General features: G+C 68.6%; 10 protein-coding genes and 1 tRNA gene. 3 read left to right on the forward strand and 8 right to left on the reverse strand.

Annotated elements, in window-relative coordinates; all coding sequences use genetic code 11:
* Positions 1 to 37 precede the first annotated feature (37 nt).
* The 3 genes from AC3WP6_RS02080 to AC3WP6_RS02090 all read left to right on the forward strand — a co-directional run bounded on the left by AC3WP6_RS02080 (position 38) and on the right by AC3WP6_RS02090 (position 4,333).
* The gene (locus AC3WP6_RS02080) at positions 38 to 1,954 is read left to right on the forward strand and encodes a M61 family metallopeptidase (RefSeq protein ID WP_492626136.1); all 1,917 of its coding nucleotides are present in this window, start codon (positions 38 to 40) and stop codon (positions 1,952 to 1,954) included.
* A 137-nt stretch (positions 1,955 to 2,091) separates the two neighbouring features.
* Positions 2,092 to 3,990 carry a M61 family metallopeptidase gene (locus AC3WP6_RS02085; RefSeq protein ID WP_492626137.1) on the forward strand — a complete coding sequence of 633 codons (1,899 nt, stop codon included), beginning with the start codon at positions 2,092 to 2,094 and terminating at the stop codon, positions 3,988 to 3,990.
* 266 nt (positions 3,991 to 4,256) lie between these two features.
* Positions 4,257 to 4,333: transfer RNA gene (locus AC3WP6_RS02090), tRNA-Arg, on the forward strand.
* 505 nt (positions 4,334 to 4,838) lie between these two features.
* On the opposite strand, the gene AC3WP6_RS02095 is transcribed toward AC3WP6_RS02090, so the two are convergent.
* The 8 genes from AC3WP6_RS02095 to AC3WP6_RS02130 all read right to left on the reverse strand — a co-directional run bounded on the left by AC3WP6_RS02095 (position 4,839) and on the right by AC3WP6_RS02130 (position 15,231).
* Positions 4,839 to 5,990, reverse strand: coding sequence for an MFS transporter (locus AC3WP6_RS02095; RefSeq protein ID WP_492626138.1), 1,152 nt, complete (start codon positions 5,988 to 5,990; stop codon positions 4,839 to 4,841).
* Positions 5,991 to 6,012: 22 nt separating this feature from the next.
* Positions 6,013 to 6,960 (reverse strand): OB-fold domain-containing protein, encoded by a 948-nt coding sequence (locus tag AC3WP6_RS02100; RefSeq protein WP_492626139.1) that lies wholly within the window; start codon positions 6,958 to 6,960, stop codon positions 6,013 to 6,015.
* Entirely contained in the window at positions 6,960 to 8,177 is a 1,218-nt protein-coding gene (locus tag AC3WP6_RS02105) for a thiolase family protein (protein WP_492626140.1), read from the reverse strand. The genes AC3WP6_RS02100 and AC3WP6_RS02105 overlap by 1 nt, the downstream gene beginning before the upstream one ends.
* A 132-nt stretch (positions 8,178 to 8,309) precedes the next feature.
* Positions 8,310 to 9,914: a FadD3 family acyl-CoA ligase gene (locus tag AC3WP6_RS02110; protein WP_492626141.1), complete on the reverse strand. Its 1,605-nt coding sequence runs from the start codon at positions 9,912 to 9,914 to the stop codon at positions 8,310 to 8,312.
* Positions 9,911 to 10,969: a 2Fe-2S iron-sulfur cluster-binding protein gene (locus tag AC3WP6_RS02115; RefSeq protein WP_492626142.1), complete on the reverse strand. Its 1,059-nt coding sequence runs from the start codon at positions 10,967 to 10,969 to the stop codon at positions 9,911 to 9,913. Before AC3WP6_RS02115 ends, AC3WP6_RS02110 begins: the two co-directional genes overlap by 4 nt.
* A gap of 2 nt (positions 10,970 to 10,971) precedes the next feature.
* Positions 10,972 to 11,751, reverse strand: a complete 780-nt coding sequence (locus tag AC3WP6_RS02120; RefSeq protein ID WP_492626143.1) for an SDR family oxidoreductase — start codon at positions 11,749 to 11,751, stop codon at positions 10,972 to 10,974.
* Positions 11,744 to 13,474, reverse strand: a complete 1,731-nt coding sequence (locus AC3WP6_RS02125; protein WP_492626144.1) for an FAD-binding protein — start codon at positions 13,472 to 13,474, stop codon at positions 11,744 to 11,746. Before AC3WP6_RS02125 ends, AC3WP6_RS02120 begins: the two co-directional genes overlap by 8 nt.
* Positions 13,471 to 15,231: an FAD-binding protein gene (locus AC3WP6_RS02130; RefSeq protein WP_492626145.1), complete on the reverse strand. Its 1,761-nt coding sequence runs from the start codon at positions 15,229 to 15,231 to the stop codon at positions 13,471 to 13,473. The genes AC3WP6_RS02125 and AC3WP6_RS02130 overlap by 4 nt, the downstream gene beginning before the upstream one ends.
* Position 15,232: the final 1 nt, after the last annotated feature.

Raw genomic sequence — 15,232 nt, forward strand, 5'->3', positions numbered from 1 at the left:
CTGCGGTTGCGCTTGCCGGCGTTTGCCGGAGCCTGCCGTGAATCAGCGTTTTTGCCTCAGCCTGCTTGCCGCCGCCCTGGTCGGTACATTGACGTTTGCCGCTGCGGCGCAGGATGCGCGGCGGTCGACGCCAGTCGACGTGGCGTATCCCGGCACGCTCACCGTCAACGTGGATCTGACCGACGCGCCCAAGCGCGTGTTTCGCGTGCACGAGACGATCCCGGTCGCGGCCGGGCCGTTCACGCTGCTCTACCCGGAGTGGATTCCCGGCGAGCATGCACCGTCCGGGCCGATCTCGAACGTGGCCGGGCTGATCATCACCGCGAACGGCAAGCAGCTGCCGTGGCGGCGCGACCTGCGCGACATGTATGCGATCCACCTGGACGTGCCGGCCGGCGTCAGCCAGCTCGATCTGGCGTTCGAGTTTCTGGCCCCGGCGCCGGGGCAGGGCAGCCTGTTCGGCGCGAGCGCATCGTCCACGCCAAACCTGGTGGATGTGGAGTTCAACCAGGTGGCGTTCTATCCGGCCGGGCATTTTTCGCGCAACGTGCGTATCCAGCCCACGGTCGAGCTGCCGGCGGGCTGGCAATACGGCACCGCGATGCAGGTGGCGAGCCGGCGCGGCAACGCCATCACCTTCCAGCCACTCGGCTTCAATGATTTTGTCGACTCGCCGCTGATCGCCGGCACGCATTTCAACCGCGTCGACCTGGCGCCCGGCGCCAAGGCGCCGGTGCATTTGAACGTGGTGGGCGACGGCGCCAAGGATGTCGTGCTGACACCGAAGGAGCTGGAAGGCCAGCGCGCGATGGTGGCGCAGACCAACCGAATGTTTGGCGCGCACCACTACGCGCATTACGACTTCCTGCTCACGCTGTCCGACCACACCGGGCACTTCGGGCTGGAGCACCACCAGTCCAGCGACGACCGCCTGCCGGCGGACTTCTTCACCAACGCCGACATGCACACGCTGGCCGCCAGCCTCATGACCCACGAGTACCTGCACTCGTGGAACGGCAAGTTCCGTCGCCCGGCCGATCTGTGGACGCCCAACTTCAACGTGAAGATGCAGGACGATCTCTTGTGGGTGTACGAGGGGCTGACCGATTACTGGTGCAGCGTGCTTACCGCGCGCGCCGGGCTGTGGAGCCCCGTGCAGTTCCGCGACACGATGGCCGACATCGACGCGGCAATGAGCGCGCGCACCGGCCGCGCGTGGCGCCCGCTGCAGGACACCGCCGATGCCGCGCCGCTCACCTACTACGGCGGTCGCGGCTGGGCCAACTGGCGGCGCGGCACCGACTTCTACGCCGAGGGCCAGCTGTTGTGGCTGGACGTGGACACCAAGCTCCGCGAGCTCTCCGCCGGCAAGCACTCGCTGGATGATTTCGCGCGCGCGTTCTACGGCATGGACAACGGCAGCGCCATCACCAAGACCTACACCTTCGACGACGTGGTGCACACGCTGAACCAGGTGCAGCCGTTCGACTGGGCGAAATTCCTGCGCGCCCGGCTCGACTACACCGGCGCGAACCTGCCCGAGCACGGTATCGCGCGCAGTGGCTGGAAACTGGTTTACACCGACCAGCCGAACGCGCGCACCAAGGCGATGGAAAGCATTCGCCACGGCGTCGATCTGGCTGCTTCGCTCGGCCTCAGCGCCGCCAAGAACGGCCATGTCCAGGACGTGCAGTGGGGTGGGCCGGCGTTCAAGGCGGGCCTCGTGCCCGGCCTCGTCATCGTCGCCGTCAACGGCAAGGATTATTCGCCCGATGCGCTCAAGGATGCGGTCACCGCCGCCAAGGGCGGCACTGCACCGATCGAGCTCTTGGTGAAAAACGTCGACGTCTACAGCACCGCCAAGGTTGATTACCACGGCGGCCTGCGCTATCCGCACCTGGAGCGTGCCGGCGGCACGGACTTCCTCGGCGCCATCATCGCGCCGAGGAAATGATCGGCGGGGCCGGCCTCGGCGCTGGTTTCCCCGCGCCCCATGACCTCCGGCACGGGGGATGGCGCGCCGGCAACCTCTAGCATCGGGTATCCGCCGCCCCGCGAGGTGCGGCGCGACCGTCGTCTTTGGGAGAATCCATGAAAGCCACGCGTCTCGCCTCCGCCATTGTTGCCACCGTTTTTGGATTGGCTGCCATGAATGCTCTTGCCGATGTACCCGCGCCGCAGGACGTTGCCTACCCCGGCACCCTGCAGATCAACGTTGATGCCACCGACCTCGCGCATCGCGTGTTCCGCGTGCACGAAGTGGTGCCTGCCGCGCCCGGCCCGCTCACGCTGCTCTACCCGCAGTGGCTGCCGGGCAACCATTCGCCGACGGGCCCGATCGACAAGCTCGCCGGGCTGGTGGTGAAGGCGGGCGGCAAAGTGCTCGCGTGGAAGCGCGACCCGCTCAACGTCTTCGCGTTCCATGTGGAAGTGCCGCAGGGCGCGAGCCAGGTCGAGGTGGATTTCCAGTTTCTCTCGCCGCAGAGCCGCAGCCAGGGCCGCGTGGTGATGACGCTGGAGATGCTCAACCTGCAGTGGAACGCCAACTCGCTGTACCCGGCCGGCTACTACACGCGCCAGATCAAGACCCGCGCCAGCGTGAAATTCCCCGCTGGCTGGCAGTTCGGCAGCGCGCTCGAAGTCGCCTCGCGCGACGGCGACACCGTGCACTTCAAGCCCACCACCTACAACACGCTGGTGGATTCGCCGATCTACGCCGGCAAGTACTTCAAGCGCGTCGATCTCGACCCCGGCGCCAAGACCCCGGTTCACATGGACTTCGTCGCCGATGCGCCGAAGTACCTGCCGACCAACGACGAACACATCCAGCCGTTCAAGAACCTCGTGCAGCAGATGTACAAGCTCTACGGCACGCACCACTACGACCACTACGATTTTCTCGTCTCGCTCAGCGACAAGATGAGCGGCAACGGGCTGGAGCACCACCAGTCCAGCGAAGACGGCACGGTGGCCGACTTCTTCACCGAGTGGAAGAAAAACGCGCTGACGCGCGATCTCTTCTCGCACGAGTTCAACCACTCGTGGGACGGCAAGTTCCGCCGCCCGGCCGACCTGTGGACGCCCAACTTCAACGTGCCCATGCAGGATTCGCTCCTGTGGGTATACGAGGGCCAGACCCAGTTCTGGGGGCAGGTGATGGCTGCCCGTTCCGGCCTGTGGAGCACCGACGATGCACACGACATGTGGGCCTACGTGGCCGCCGTGTACGACAAGGGTCGCCCCGGCCTGGCGAGCTGGCGCAACGTGCAGGACACCACCAACGATCCGATCATTGCCCGCCGCGCGCCGCTGCCGTACCGCAACTACCAGGGCAGCGAGGATTACTACAGCGCCGGCCAGATGATCTGGCTCGATGTCGACGCCAAGCTGCGCGCGCTCAGTGGCGACAAAAAGAACATCGATGATTTCGCCAAGGCATTCTTCGGCATGGACCCGGGCAGCTTCGTCACCAGCACCTACACCTTCGACGACGTGGTGAAGACGCTGAACGACATCGCGCCGTACGCCTGGGCCGACTACCTGCGCAAGCTGCTCGACGGCCACGGTCCGCTGATCGACGGCATCGCGTCGCACGGCTGGAAACTCGTCTACACCGACACCCCGAGCGCCGCGGTCAAGTCGGTCGAGGCGCGCCGGCACGTGGCCGACCTCACCTATTCGCTGGGCCTCTCCATTGGCAAGGCCGGTGCCATCAACGACGTGCTGTGGGATGGCCCGGCCTTCAACGCCGGCGTCGCGCCCGGCATGACCGTCATCGCCGTCAACGGCCACGACTACGACGCCGATGCCCTGAAAGAGGCCGTCACCGCCGCCGCCAAGGACAAGCACCAGCCGATCGAGCTCCTGGTCAAGAACTTCGACGAGTACAAGACCCTGCGCATCGACTACCACGATGGCCTCAAGTACCCGCACCTCGTGCGCGACGAGACCAGGCCCGACACCTTGAGCCAACTCTTGAAGGCCCGCTGAAACCCACAGCGCCTGTTTCCGCCGGGAAGCAGGCGCCATGTCACCCGTTGGCGGTGCACCTCAGCGCCGCCTGCATCTCCGCTATACTGCCCACCCGCCACGCCGCCGGCCCTGCCCAGCGTGCGCGTCCACCGTGCGCCTGTAGCTCAGCTGGATAGAGTACTTGCCTCCGAAGGTAGTACTCAGCAACATCTTGAGAGGTTTCGTCCGTCCCACCCGCTATTGTTCAAAAAGCACCGTCACCAAGCAAAAAGTCCTTAAAAAACGCGCCTGTAGCTCAGCTGGATAGAGTACTTGCCTCCGAAGCAAGGGGTCGTGGGTTCGAATCCCGCCAGGCGCACCATTTCGCTGGGACAGTTCTGGGACGGATTTGGGACAGACCCCGCATCGGTAGTCGGGGCGCAATGAGTAATACCCTCTTGTCCACCGAGCTGATTTCCTTGAGCTCGGTGCTGCCAACAATCGACAGTGCCTGCGAAACACGCGGGATGCCAGTGCAGCACCGATGCAGCATCGTTGACGTCGACGGGTACTGCCGCTGATGGCCCAACAGAAGGCTTCCCTACCCTCGATGTGGGCTCTTTTCGCGTTCCAGGCATTCGAAGTGTTGGTATCTACGCGATCCTTGTTTGGGGGCGAATTCCACTCCGAAGTGCAGCACGTTTGAACGACGGTTCGAAGACACATACGTGGCATGCGGAAGCGCGGCCGTCGTTGTTGTAGGTCGAAGACCCCGCATCTGCATTGCTCGTATTGTCTGGCGTTCGGTTCAGCGTGCCCCTCGGCGACGTGAAACCCACGCTAAGCAGGAGGGCCGGGACATCGCGGAGTTTCGTCAGAATTCGCGATCAGGCCGCTGACGAGTGCTGCAATGATGCGGGGTGCGCAGTCCGGCGCAGGGTGTACGCGACGATCGGTACGAGGGTGGACAGCAAGGCGCCGAGCAGCAGCGGGCCGTACCCGGCGAGCGTGACGAGTTTGCCGGCGAGGCCGGGGCCGACCATCGAACTCAGGGCGAATACCGCAGGCACCAGCACCACCGCGCGGCCGCCCGGGTCGCGGCGGGCGATGATGGCGGTCTGGAACACGCAGCCGCAGGTCAACGAGAACTCCCACAGCCACGCACCGGCGGCGAAGCCCGGGAAACCGTGTGCCGTGGCGAGCAGCGCCAGCCCGGTGCCGACGCCGGCGAGCACCAGCACGTGCGGCGCACGCTCGCCCCAGCGCTCGCCGATGGCGGCGACGGCGAAGGCGGCGGTGCCGCCCAGGAGTTTCAGCACGGCGAACACCAGGCCCATTTCGGCCGGGCGGACGGCGAGTTGGGCGCCCAGGCGTTCAAGGAAGGCCCACAACCCGATGTTGCCGACGAGGAACAGGAAGAACACGCCGAGCGCATACAGGCTGGCGGCGGGCAGCTGCTGGCGGGTGCCGTCGGTTGCCGGCGGCGCCACCAGCGGATGGCGCGGCACGCGGAACGCGGAGAGCCCGAGCAGCAGCACCACGCCGGCCAGCGCGAGCGCCGCGCCCTGGTAATGCCACACCGCGATCACCAGTGGCGGCAGCGCGAACAGCACGATGGCGGTCACCGCCAGCTCGGTACCCTGGCGCACGCCGAAGGCGCGCACCTTGTCCGGCAGGTCGGAGAGCACGCGCATGCCGAGGCAGGTCATGGTGGAGGCGAAGAAGCCGATCGCGGCCCACGCCGCGTAGAGCGCCGCCGCGTGCTGCACGAACGCGCTCGCGGCGAAGGCACCGGCGGTGCCGAGCGCGCTGACCACGGTGAGCACGCGCCAGTCGAGGCGGTTCATCCACAGCGGCGCCCCGAGCGTGCCCACGAGATACCCGGCGAAGCAGGTGGAGCCGATGTAGCCGACGGTGGCGGCCGGCAGCGCGAAGGTTTCCGCCAGGCTGCCCAGCAGCACCGGCAGCGCATTGAATGGCAGCCCGCCGATCGCCGAGGCGAGGCTGGCGGCGGCCATCACTACCACGAGCTTGCGCATGGTCGCGTTCACGGCGCGGCGCTCACATGTACAGCACGAGCAGGTCGTTGATGACCGACGGGCGATCCTGGCCGACGACGTGGATGTCGATCTCCTGGGTCACCAGCACGCCGCTCTTCACCGCTTCCACCGCTTTGACCCGGCTGCGCGCGTGGATGCGGCAGCCGGCGGGCACCGGCGTGGGGAAGCGCAGGCGATCGCTGCCGTAGTTGACCATGTTGTGGAAATCGACCACTTCGTAATCGAACGGCAGCTTGAGCTGGCTCACCAGCACCTGCACCAGCGCACCCTGCGCAATGGTCATGCCGAACGGGCTTTGCGCCTTCGCGCGCGCGGGGTCGGTATGGATCCAGTAATCGTCGCCGGAGAGGTCGGCGAAACGGTCGATCAGTTCCTGGGTGACGGTGAACTCGTTCGACCAGCCGCCGAAATCGTCGGATACGAGCGCGCGCATCGCCACCACGTCCTTGCACGAGACGCGGCGCTTCGGTGCTTCGGTTGCGACCGGGGCCGGAGCAGCGGCGGCAGTTGGCGTTTCCGCGCGCAACACCGCCGGGGTGTCGCCGTCCTCCGGCGCATAACGCAGCAGGGTGAACTCGCCGGGGCGATCGTCGAACACCGGGCGCACGCGCGCGCCGATCTGCCAGCGTTCGGGCGGCAGCCCGAGCAGCGTGGTGTTGAGGTGCGGGCCTTCGTCGAGCTGCACCACAGCAAGCAGTTGCGGCAGCTCGTCGGTGAACTCCGGCAGCGTCGGCACGCGCGCCAGGGTGAAGCTGTACAGCGTGCCGTGGCCGGATACCGTGCGCCATGCGAGCTGGCGCGAGGCGCAGACCGGGCAGTGCGCACGCGGGAAGAACACCCATGCGTCGCACGCCGTGCATTGCTGGATGCGCACCTCGTGCGCCTTGAGCCCGTCCCACCAGGGCTGCGAGATCGGCGTCGGGCGCGGCAGCGGTTTGTTCCATCTCATCACGCGGCCCCCCTGAGGATCAGTGCGCCTTGTTCGCTCATCACGCCGCCGGTGCCGGAGACATAAGCAAGGTCGTGCCTGCCGAGCTGGCGCTCGCCGGCGCGGCCCTGGATCTGCTGCATCGCCTCGATCACCTGGGTCATGCCGCCGGCGCTGCCGGTCTGGCCGAAGCTCAACTGGCCGCCGTGGGTGTTCATCGGGAAATCGCCGTTGAAGGTAAAATCGTGCTCGCGCAGGAAGCGCATGCCGCTGCCCGGCGCGCAGAAGCCCGCGCCTTCGAGCGAGAGCAGCACGGTGATGGTGTAGCAGTCGTAGACCTGCGCCATGTCGACCTCGGCGGGTTTCACCCCGGCCATGTCGAAGGCGGTGCGCGAGGCGGGGATGATCGGCGTGGCGAGCATGTCCTCGGCATAACTCGGCGACTTGGTCTTGACCTGCTCGCCGCAGCCGATCACGCGCACCGCGCGGTGGCGGCAGCCGCGCGCCACGTCGTCGCGCGCCACGATCACCGCGGCGCCGCCGGCCACCGGCATCACGATCTCCAGCATGCGCAGCGGCTCGGCGACCATGCGCGAGGCGAGCACGTCGTCCACCGTGATCGGCTTGCCGTGGAACATCGCGTCCGGGTTGTGGCAGGCGTTGAAGCGCTGGTCCACGCAGATGCGCGCCATCGCCGCGGCGTCGTAGCCGTGCACCGCCGCGTAGCGCTGGGCGATCATCGCGTAACCGGTGTTTTGTGCCATGTGGCCGTAGGGCAGGTCGAACTCCGCCTCCGGCGCGCCCCAGCGCGTGCTGTGGCCACCGTAGCGCGAGGCTTTCATCACCTCGGCGGCGTGGTCGTCGTATGCACTGGTCGGCGCCATGCGCGCCGGGATCACGCACAGCACGGCGCTGCACAGGCCGAGCTCGATCGCCGCCGCCGCGCGCCATACCGCGCCGACCGAGCTGGCGCCGCCGAGATCGATGGTTTCGGCAAAGCCGAGCTTGATGCCGAGGTATTCGGCCACCATTGCCGGCACGAACTGGTTGGCCTCGTGGAAATACGCACCGGTGACGACCAGACCGTCGAGGTCGCCCAGCTCCAGCCCGGCATCCGCCAGCGCCATGCCGGCCAGCTCGCTCACCTGGTCCAGATGGAACTGCCGAGGTGCCGTCGCGTATTTCTCCGGCTTGTATTGCGCTGCGCCGACCAGCGCCGCCTTGCCCTGCAAACCCATGGTGTATCCCCGCGCCGACGCGATGAGCCATTGTGGGCAAGCGCGCGTGTGGCGGCCATCGTCTGATGGGACTAAGGCGCGGGCGTGCTGTAAGCGGACGGCCTTGTCGGGGGTGGATCCCGACCCGCGGAGTCACCCCAGCGTGGCGCGCACCTGCGCGGCGAGCGCGCGCTTGTCGACCTTGGCGGTGGCGCCCATCGGCAGCGCGGGCAGTACGCGCACGTGGCGCGGCACCTTGTAGTTGGCCATGTGCTCGCGCGACCAGGCGATGAGCCCGGCTTCGTCGAGGCTGGCGCCAGGGCGCAGCACGACGCAGGCACAGCCGACTTCGCCCATGCGCACATCGGGTACGCCTATCACGGCGACCTGGGCGATGGCCGGGTGCTCGGAGAGCATGCGCTCGATCTCGGCCGGGTAGCAGTTGAAGCCGCCGACGATGAACATGTCCTTGAGCCGGTCGGTGATGCGCAGGTAGCCGCGCGCGTCGAGCACGCCGACGTCGCCGGTGTGCAGCCAGCCGTCGGCATCGATGGCTTTCCGGGTCGCCGCATCGTCCTGGAAATAGCCGCGCATCACGTGATAGCCGCGCAGCACGACTTCGCCCGCGGTACCGACCGGCACCGGCCGGTTGTTCGCGTCGACGCAACGCACCTCGGTGCCGGGCAACGCGTGGCCGCAGGTATTGGCCACGGTTTCGGCGTCGTCGCCGGGGTCGCACACGGTGGCGCAGCCGCCGCATTCGGTGAGCCCGTAGGCGGTGGTGACATGGTCGATGCCGAGCTCCTCGCGCATGCGCCGGATGAGGATGGGCGGCACGACCGAGGCGCCGGTCACCGCGCCGGTCAGCGAGGAGATGTCGAAGGATGCCAACGCCGGGTGCGCCAGCATCGACAGGAACAGCGTGGGCGGGCCGGGCAGGAAGTTGATGTGTTCGCGCTGGATCAGTGCCAGCACCGCATCCACGTCGAACACCGCGTACGGGTACACCGTGGCACCACGCAGGAACGCGGCCACCCAGCCGGCCTTGTAGCCGAAGGAGTGGAAGAACGGGTTGATGATGAGGTAGCGGTCGCCGGCGCGCAGCTCCACCGCGCCGCTCCACGCGGTGAACGCGCGGATGGTGGCGCCATGGGTGCACATCACGCCTTTCGGCCGGCCGGTGGTGCCGGAGGTGAACAGCAGGTCGGCGACGCTGTCCGGCGCGAGATGCGCCAGCCGCTCGGCGACGCTTGCCGCCGGCGCGGCGTCGCCGAGGGCGAGGAAATCCTGCCACCCGAGGTTGCCGGCGGTGGGCGCGCCACGCACCACCACGATGTGTTCGAGGCAGGCCGGGCGCATCTCGCCGGCCAGCATGGCCGGGTAGTCGTGGCCGAGGAATTTGCCGATGGAAACCAGCACGCGGGTGCCGCTGCGCGCGAGCATGTCGGCGGCTTCGGTGCCTTTCATGCGGGTGTTGACCGGCACCAGGATCGCGCCGGCGGCGTGGATGCCGCAGGCGGCGAGGATCCACTCGGCGATGTTCGGCGCCCAGATCGCCACGCGGTCGCCGGCGCCGACGCCCAGCGCGATCAGGCTGCGCGCAATCCGCACGCTGTGTCCGGCGAGATCGGCATAGCTGATGCGGGTGTCGCTATCGACGATGGCCTCGCGGGCCGGCCATTGCGCGGCGGCCCGCCGGATTGCCTCGGGCAGGGTGCGCGGCAGGCCGGCCGGATAGTCGGGTACGCGGTCGCTCATGGAAACTCCACTTTCACGCTGGCGCTGGTCGGCAGCGCCTGGCAGGCAAGCGTCCACGCCTTCTCGAGATCCTTCTTGTCCAGCACCTCGTTGTGCCGCAGGAACACGCTGCCCTCCTTTACCTGGCACATGCAGGAGGCGCACATGCCGGCACGGCAGGAGTACGGCGCGGGCAAGCCGGCCGCGAGTGCGGCATCGAGGATCGGCTGGTCGCCGGCGCAGCGCACGTGGTGGACCTCACCGTCGAGCAGGATATCGATGTCGGCCTCAGCCACCGCCGGGGCCGGGGCATCGGCAGCCGCGGCGGCATTGATGTCGTCCGCGTCCTCCTCGTCGGGCAACGAGCTGAAGCGTTCGACGCGGATGCGTTCGGCCGACATCTCGATCGCCTGCAGGGCGCTCACCGCCGCGTCCATGAACGGGCCGGGGCCGCAGATGAAAGCCTGACCGGCGGCGAATGGCTTGGCCAGCTCCGCAAGCTGGGCCAGCGTGGGCACGCCCTGCACCGAATCCAGCCAATGGATGACCTGCAGCCGGGTGGGGTGCGCGGCGGCCAGCGCCATCAGTTCCTTGCGGAAAATGATCGAGTGCTCGTCGCGGTTCATGTACAGCAGCACGACGCGGCCGCTGCCCAGGTGCAGCGTGGAGCGCAGGATGGAAAACACCGGCGTGATGCCGCTGCCGCCGGCGAGCAGCAGGAAATCGCCATCCAGCCCGGCGCGCGGGGTGAACGAGCCCGATGGCGGCAATACGTCCAGGGTATCGCCCGCTTTCACGTTGTCGCAGATCCAGTTGGACCCGGTACCGCTGCGCACGCGCTTGACCGTCACCCGCGGGCCGTCGTCGACCGCCGGCGCGCTGGACATCGAGTAGCAGCGGCGCACGCGGCGGCCGTTCACCGGCAGGCGCAGCGTGAGGAACTGGCCGGGCTTGTACGCAAAGGTCGGGCGCAGCGCCTCGGGCACGTCGAACACCAGCGACTTGGCGTCGTCGGTCTCGTCCATCACGGCGCTCACCCGCAGTGCGTGGTAGCGCGGATCGCCTGGTGTCGCCATGGCTACAACCCCAGGCCGTGCACGGCACGGTCGGCATGGATTTCCGCGCCGCTGATCGCCGCGGCATCGTCGCTGACGAGCCACAGCAGGGCACGCGCGATGTGTTCGACCTTCAGCGCCCGCCCGCGCGGGTTGGCGTGCGGGTCGAACAGCACTGCTTCCGGAGGCACGCCCGGCGGCAGCGACGCCTGCATCATCGGCGTCCAGATGCCGTCCGGGTGCAGCGAGTTGATGCGGATGTCGTAGCCCTTGCGCCGGCAATGCAGTGCGGCGGAACGGGTGAGCGCGGCCACCGCCGCCTTGGACGCGCTGTAGGCGGGGTAGCCATCCACCGGCAGCCACGAGGCGACCGAGGCCACGTTGGCGATCGCGCCGCCGCGCGTCCGCATGGCGGCCACGCCGTGTTTCAGGCCGAGGAAACACGATTGCGCATTGACCTCCAGCGTCCTGCGGAAGGCGTCGAGGGTGGCCTGCTCGAGGTCACCGGGAATCAGGATGCCGGCGTTGTTGACCAGGATGTCGAGCGGGCCGAGTTGGTGGCCCAGGTTTGCGAGCACGCGTTGCCAATCGGCCTCGCTGGATACGTCGTGGTGCAGGAACAGCGCGTGGCCGGCACCACACTGGGCGACGAGGTCGGCCGCCAGCGTCGCACCGGTATCATCGGCGATGTCGGTCAGCGCGACCCGCGCTCCCTCGCGCGCAAACAGCCGCGCCGCTTCGGCACCGAGGCCGCTGGCGCCGCCGGTGACAAGCGCGACCTTGCCGGCAAGACGATCACTCATGGGCACCCTCCGCAATGGCCTCCGCTGCCGCCGCCCGTCCGGCGCGGCGACCGGAAAACACGCAATCGGCGAGCGACAGGCCACTCACATAGTGCGCCGACGCGATGCCGATGGCGGAACGCCCGGCGGCGAACAGCCCCGGCACGTTGATGCCTTGGGCGTCGCGCACGTGGCCGTCTGATTCATCGACGACCAGCCCACCCAGACTCAATGTGGCAAGCGGGAACCGGCGGGCGCCGATCGAGATGTCCAGCGCGTGGAACGGTGGGGCGGCGCACGCCTGGCGCAGGTCTGGCGATTTGCCGAGCGGATCTGCGCCGGTGCCGTGCGCTGCGGCGTTCGCGCTGGCCACGGTGGTTTCCAGGATGGCCGGGTCGGCGCCGATCTTGCGTGCCAGGTCGGCCAGCGTGCGCGCCTTGGGCGAGCCGGCCAGCATCAGCATCAGTGCCGGCAATGACTGGAATGCCCATAGTCGGCCGAACAGACACTCCTTGATGGCTTGCCGGCGCAGGCGGGTGTCGATGATCAGCCACGCCTTGCCACCTTGGTGTTCGACGATCTCGTAGCCCAGGCGCGCGCCGTAGACCTGCTCATTGCAAAAGCGCTCGCCACGGGCATTGACCACCAATCCCTTTGGCCAGCAGTACGGTGGCGTGATGAAGCGCCACGCGGAAATGTTGCCGAGGCGCGCGGTGGCGCCGCCGATGCTGGCGCCGAGGCGGATGCCGCTGCCGTCGCAGCCGGCGCCGCCGATCGGCCAGCCGGCGCGGTAGCGCGGCGCGTGTTCGGCGATCAGTTGCGGGTTGTAGATGTAGCCGCCGGTGGCGAGCACCAGCGCGCGCCGTGCGCGCAGGTAGCACGGCTGCGCCAGCGCCTGCTCGATCTGCGCCTGCTCGCGGCGCGCGGCGGCGGCCTTGCCGGGGTGGTACAGGCGCCAGCCGGCAATGCGGACGTCCAGCTCGGCGTGCCGGCGCGTGCGTGGGTCGCCTTCCGGCAGCACCCAGGCTTCGACGCCCAGCACGCGGCCGGGGCGGCCGTCCCGCGTGCGCAGCCGCACCAGCCGGCGCACCGCGGCCTGCCGCAACGGCTTGGCTCCGGCGTGTTCGGTGGCGCGTTGCATGGCCGCGTACAGGGCAGTGCCGCTCTGGCCTTTCGACACTGCGCGGTGGCCGCGCGGCACCGGCGCCGTCGCGCCGCGAAAGGCCGGCACCATCTCGCTGCCGGAGTAGTAGAGAAACACGCCGTCCGGTGGATACGAGGTCTTGTGCGCCGTGGTGGTCGCGGCGAAGGCGACGCCGTGGGCTTCGAGCCACGCGAGGTTGCCTGCGCTTTCCGCGCAGAAGCGCGCCAGCGTGGCGGGTTGCACGGCGTCCTCGACTTCGTGGCGAAGGTAATCCTGCATGGCTTCCGGCGTGTCGGCGAAGCCCGCTTGCTGCTGCTGGCGGGTGCCGCCGCCTGCGTACACCACGCCGCCGGACAAGGTGCTGGCACCGCCGCCACCGAAGCGGTCGATCACGATGGTCGTGGCGCCTGCCGCGCGGGCCTCGATGGCGGCGCACGCGCCGGCGAGGCCCCAGCCGACCACCAGCACGTCGGCGCCGTCGCTCCACGTGATCGCGTCGTCGGTGTCCACCTCGAGCGACGGAAGGATCGGCGTCACGGTGGAGCCGTGCGGCTCACCGGTGGCCGCCGCTGACGGGTCGGCGCCACGCATGCCGTTCATGCGTGGCTGCCGGCGGGTTCCGCGGTGTGGGCCAGCAGGTCGCGGTGTTCGAGCGCCAGCGGCTGGCCGGTGGCGTGCGCCACCGCGCGGTAGGCAAACGTCATCGCCGGACCAAGCGTGGAGCCGGCGCCGGGGTAGGAAGGCCCCATCACCGAGGCGCTGTTGTTGCCGGTGCAATACAGGCCGTCGATGGCGCGGCCGGTGGCGTCGAGCACGCGGCCGTCGCGGTCGGTGACCAGGCCGCCCTTGGTGCCGATGTCACCCGGCCAGATCTTCATCGCGTAGAACGGGCCCTTCGCGATCGGCGCGAGGTTCGGGTTGGGCTTGACGTTGACATCGCCGTAGTAGCAGTCGAACACGTTGCCGCCGCGGCCGAAGTCCTCGTCGGTGCCGGTCTGCGCGAAACCCGTCATGCGGGAGGCGCTGTCCGCAAGCCCAATGGCATCGACGCCGATGGCGGCGGCGAGCTCGGCGAGCGTCTCGCCCTTCCACACTAGCGTGTTCCACCAGCTTTTGCGGATGCGCGTATCCGGCATCGCCATCGCCGGCATCAGCGGGCCCATCGGGTATTTCGCGCGGAAATCCGCGTCGAACACGATCCACGCGGGGATCGCGCCGCCGTGCGCGGCGTGGTCGATAAACATCGCCTGCTGGAACTCGGGGTAGGGGCCGGATTCGTCCAGAAAACGCTTGCCCTGCGCGTTCACCACCATGCAGCCGGGCATCGAGCGCTCGACGAACACCGGGCGAAATTTCTCTTCCTTCGGGACCTGGATCGTCGGCGCGCCCCAGGTGTGTTCCATCAGCGCGGTGGCCGCGCCCAGCGCCTGCGCGGCGCGGATGGCGTCACCGGTATTGCCTTCCGGTGGCGTCGCCGTCCACTGCGCATCGGTCGGCTTGGGCAGGTATTGCTCGCGCATGGCCTGGTTGCGCTCGAAGCCGCCGGCGGCGAGCAGCACGCCGCGGCGCGCGTGGATGGTGCGGCGCGTGCCGCCATGTTCGACCACGACGCCGGCGACGCGGCCACCGTCGAACACCAGCTCGCGCATCGGCGTGTCGAGCGCCAACGGAATGGCGCGCTGGCGCAGCGCCCAGTACAGCCCGGCCACCAACGCCTGGCCACCGGTGAGGCGGCGGTCGCGTTTGGTTTTCCAGCGCCAGGGGTAATCCAGCGCGTAGCGCAGCATGATCTTGACCAGCACCCAGTTGGAGCCGCGCCCCTTCGACAGCATGGTGTGCGCGTCGAAGGAGTTGATGTTCATGCGGCCCATGATGAGCTGGCCGGGGTTGGTCGGCCGCACGTGACCGAGCGCCTCCAGCCCGAGCTTGGCCGCGTTGAAGCCGAGCGGATCCATCGTGCGGCCGCCGGGGCGCGCGCCGGGCAGGGTGGGGTAGTAGTCGGCATACAGCGGCACGCAGCGGTAGCCCACGCCGATCGCGCCGAGGTACTCCGCCATCTGCGGCGCGGTTTCGAGATAGGCGAGGATGCGCTCGTCGCTCGACATGCCGCGCGCGGCGGTGCGCACGTAGCGGAACGCGTCGGTCAGGTTGTCCTCCACGCCGGCCTTGGCCTGGTCGTGGTTGCAGGGGATCCAGATGTCGCCGCCGGACAGGGCCGAGGTGCCGCCGACCTGGGCGGCCTTCTCCACCACCAGCACCGACAGCCCGGCGTCCTTCGCGCGCACCGCGGCGAGCAGGCCGCCGGCGCCGGAGCCGACGACGACGAGATCCACCTCGGCAGGCAGGGACGTGTCCATG

The organism is Rhodanobacter sp. FW106-HT46G03 (assembly GCF_058789895.1).

What these genes read in the sequence shown, in the direction of transcription:
- AC3WP6_RS02085 (WP_492626137.1), top strand. Translation starts at nt 2,092, where the DNA reads ATGAAAGCCACGCGTCTCGCCTCCGCCATTGTTGCCACCGTTTTTGGA.
- AC3WP6_RS02095 (WP_492626138.1), bottom strand. Translation starts at nt 5,990, where the DNA reads ATGCGCAAGCTCGTGGTAGTGATGGCCGCCGCCAGCCTCGCCTCGGCG.
- AC3WP6_RS02100 (WP_492626139.1), bottom strand. Translation starts at nt 6,960, where the DNA reads ATGAGATGGAACAAACCGCTGCCGCGCCCGACGCCGATCTCGCAGCCC.
- AC3WP6_RS02105 (WP_492626140.1), bottom strand. Translation starts at nt 8,177, where the DNA reads ATGGGTTTGCAGGGCAAGGCGGCGCTGGTCGGCGCAGCGCAATACAAG.
- AC3WP6_RS02110 (WP_492626141.1), bottom strand. Translation starts at nt 9,914, where the DNA reads ATGAGCGACCGCGTACCCGACTATCCGGCCGGCCTGCCGCGCACCCTG.
- AC3WP6_RS02115 (WP_492626142.1), bottom strand. Translation starts at nt 10,969, where the DNA reads ATGGCGACACCAGGCGATCCGCGCTACCACGCACTGCGGGTGAGCGCC.
- AC3WP6_RS02120 (WP_492626143.1), bottom strand. Translation starts at nt 11,751, where the DNA reads ATGAGTGATCGTCTTGCCGGCAAGGTCGCGCTTGTCACCGGCGGCGCC.
- AC3WP6_RS02125 (WP_492626144.1), bottom strand. Translation starts at nt 13,474, where the DNA reads ATGAACGGCATGCGTGGCGCCGACCCGTCAGCGGCGGCCACCGGTGAG.
- AC3WP6_RS02130 (WP_492626145.1), bottom strand. Translation starts at nt 15,231, where the DNA reads ATGGACACGTCCCTGCCTGCCGAGGTGGATCTCGTCGTCGTCGGCTCC.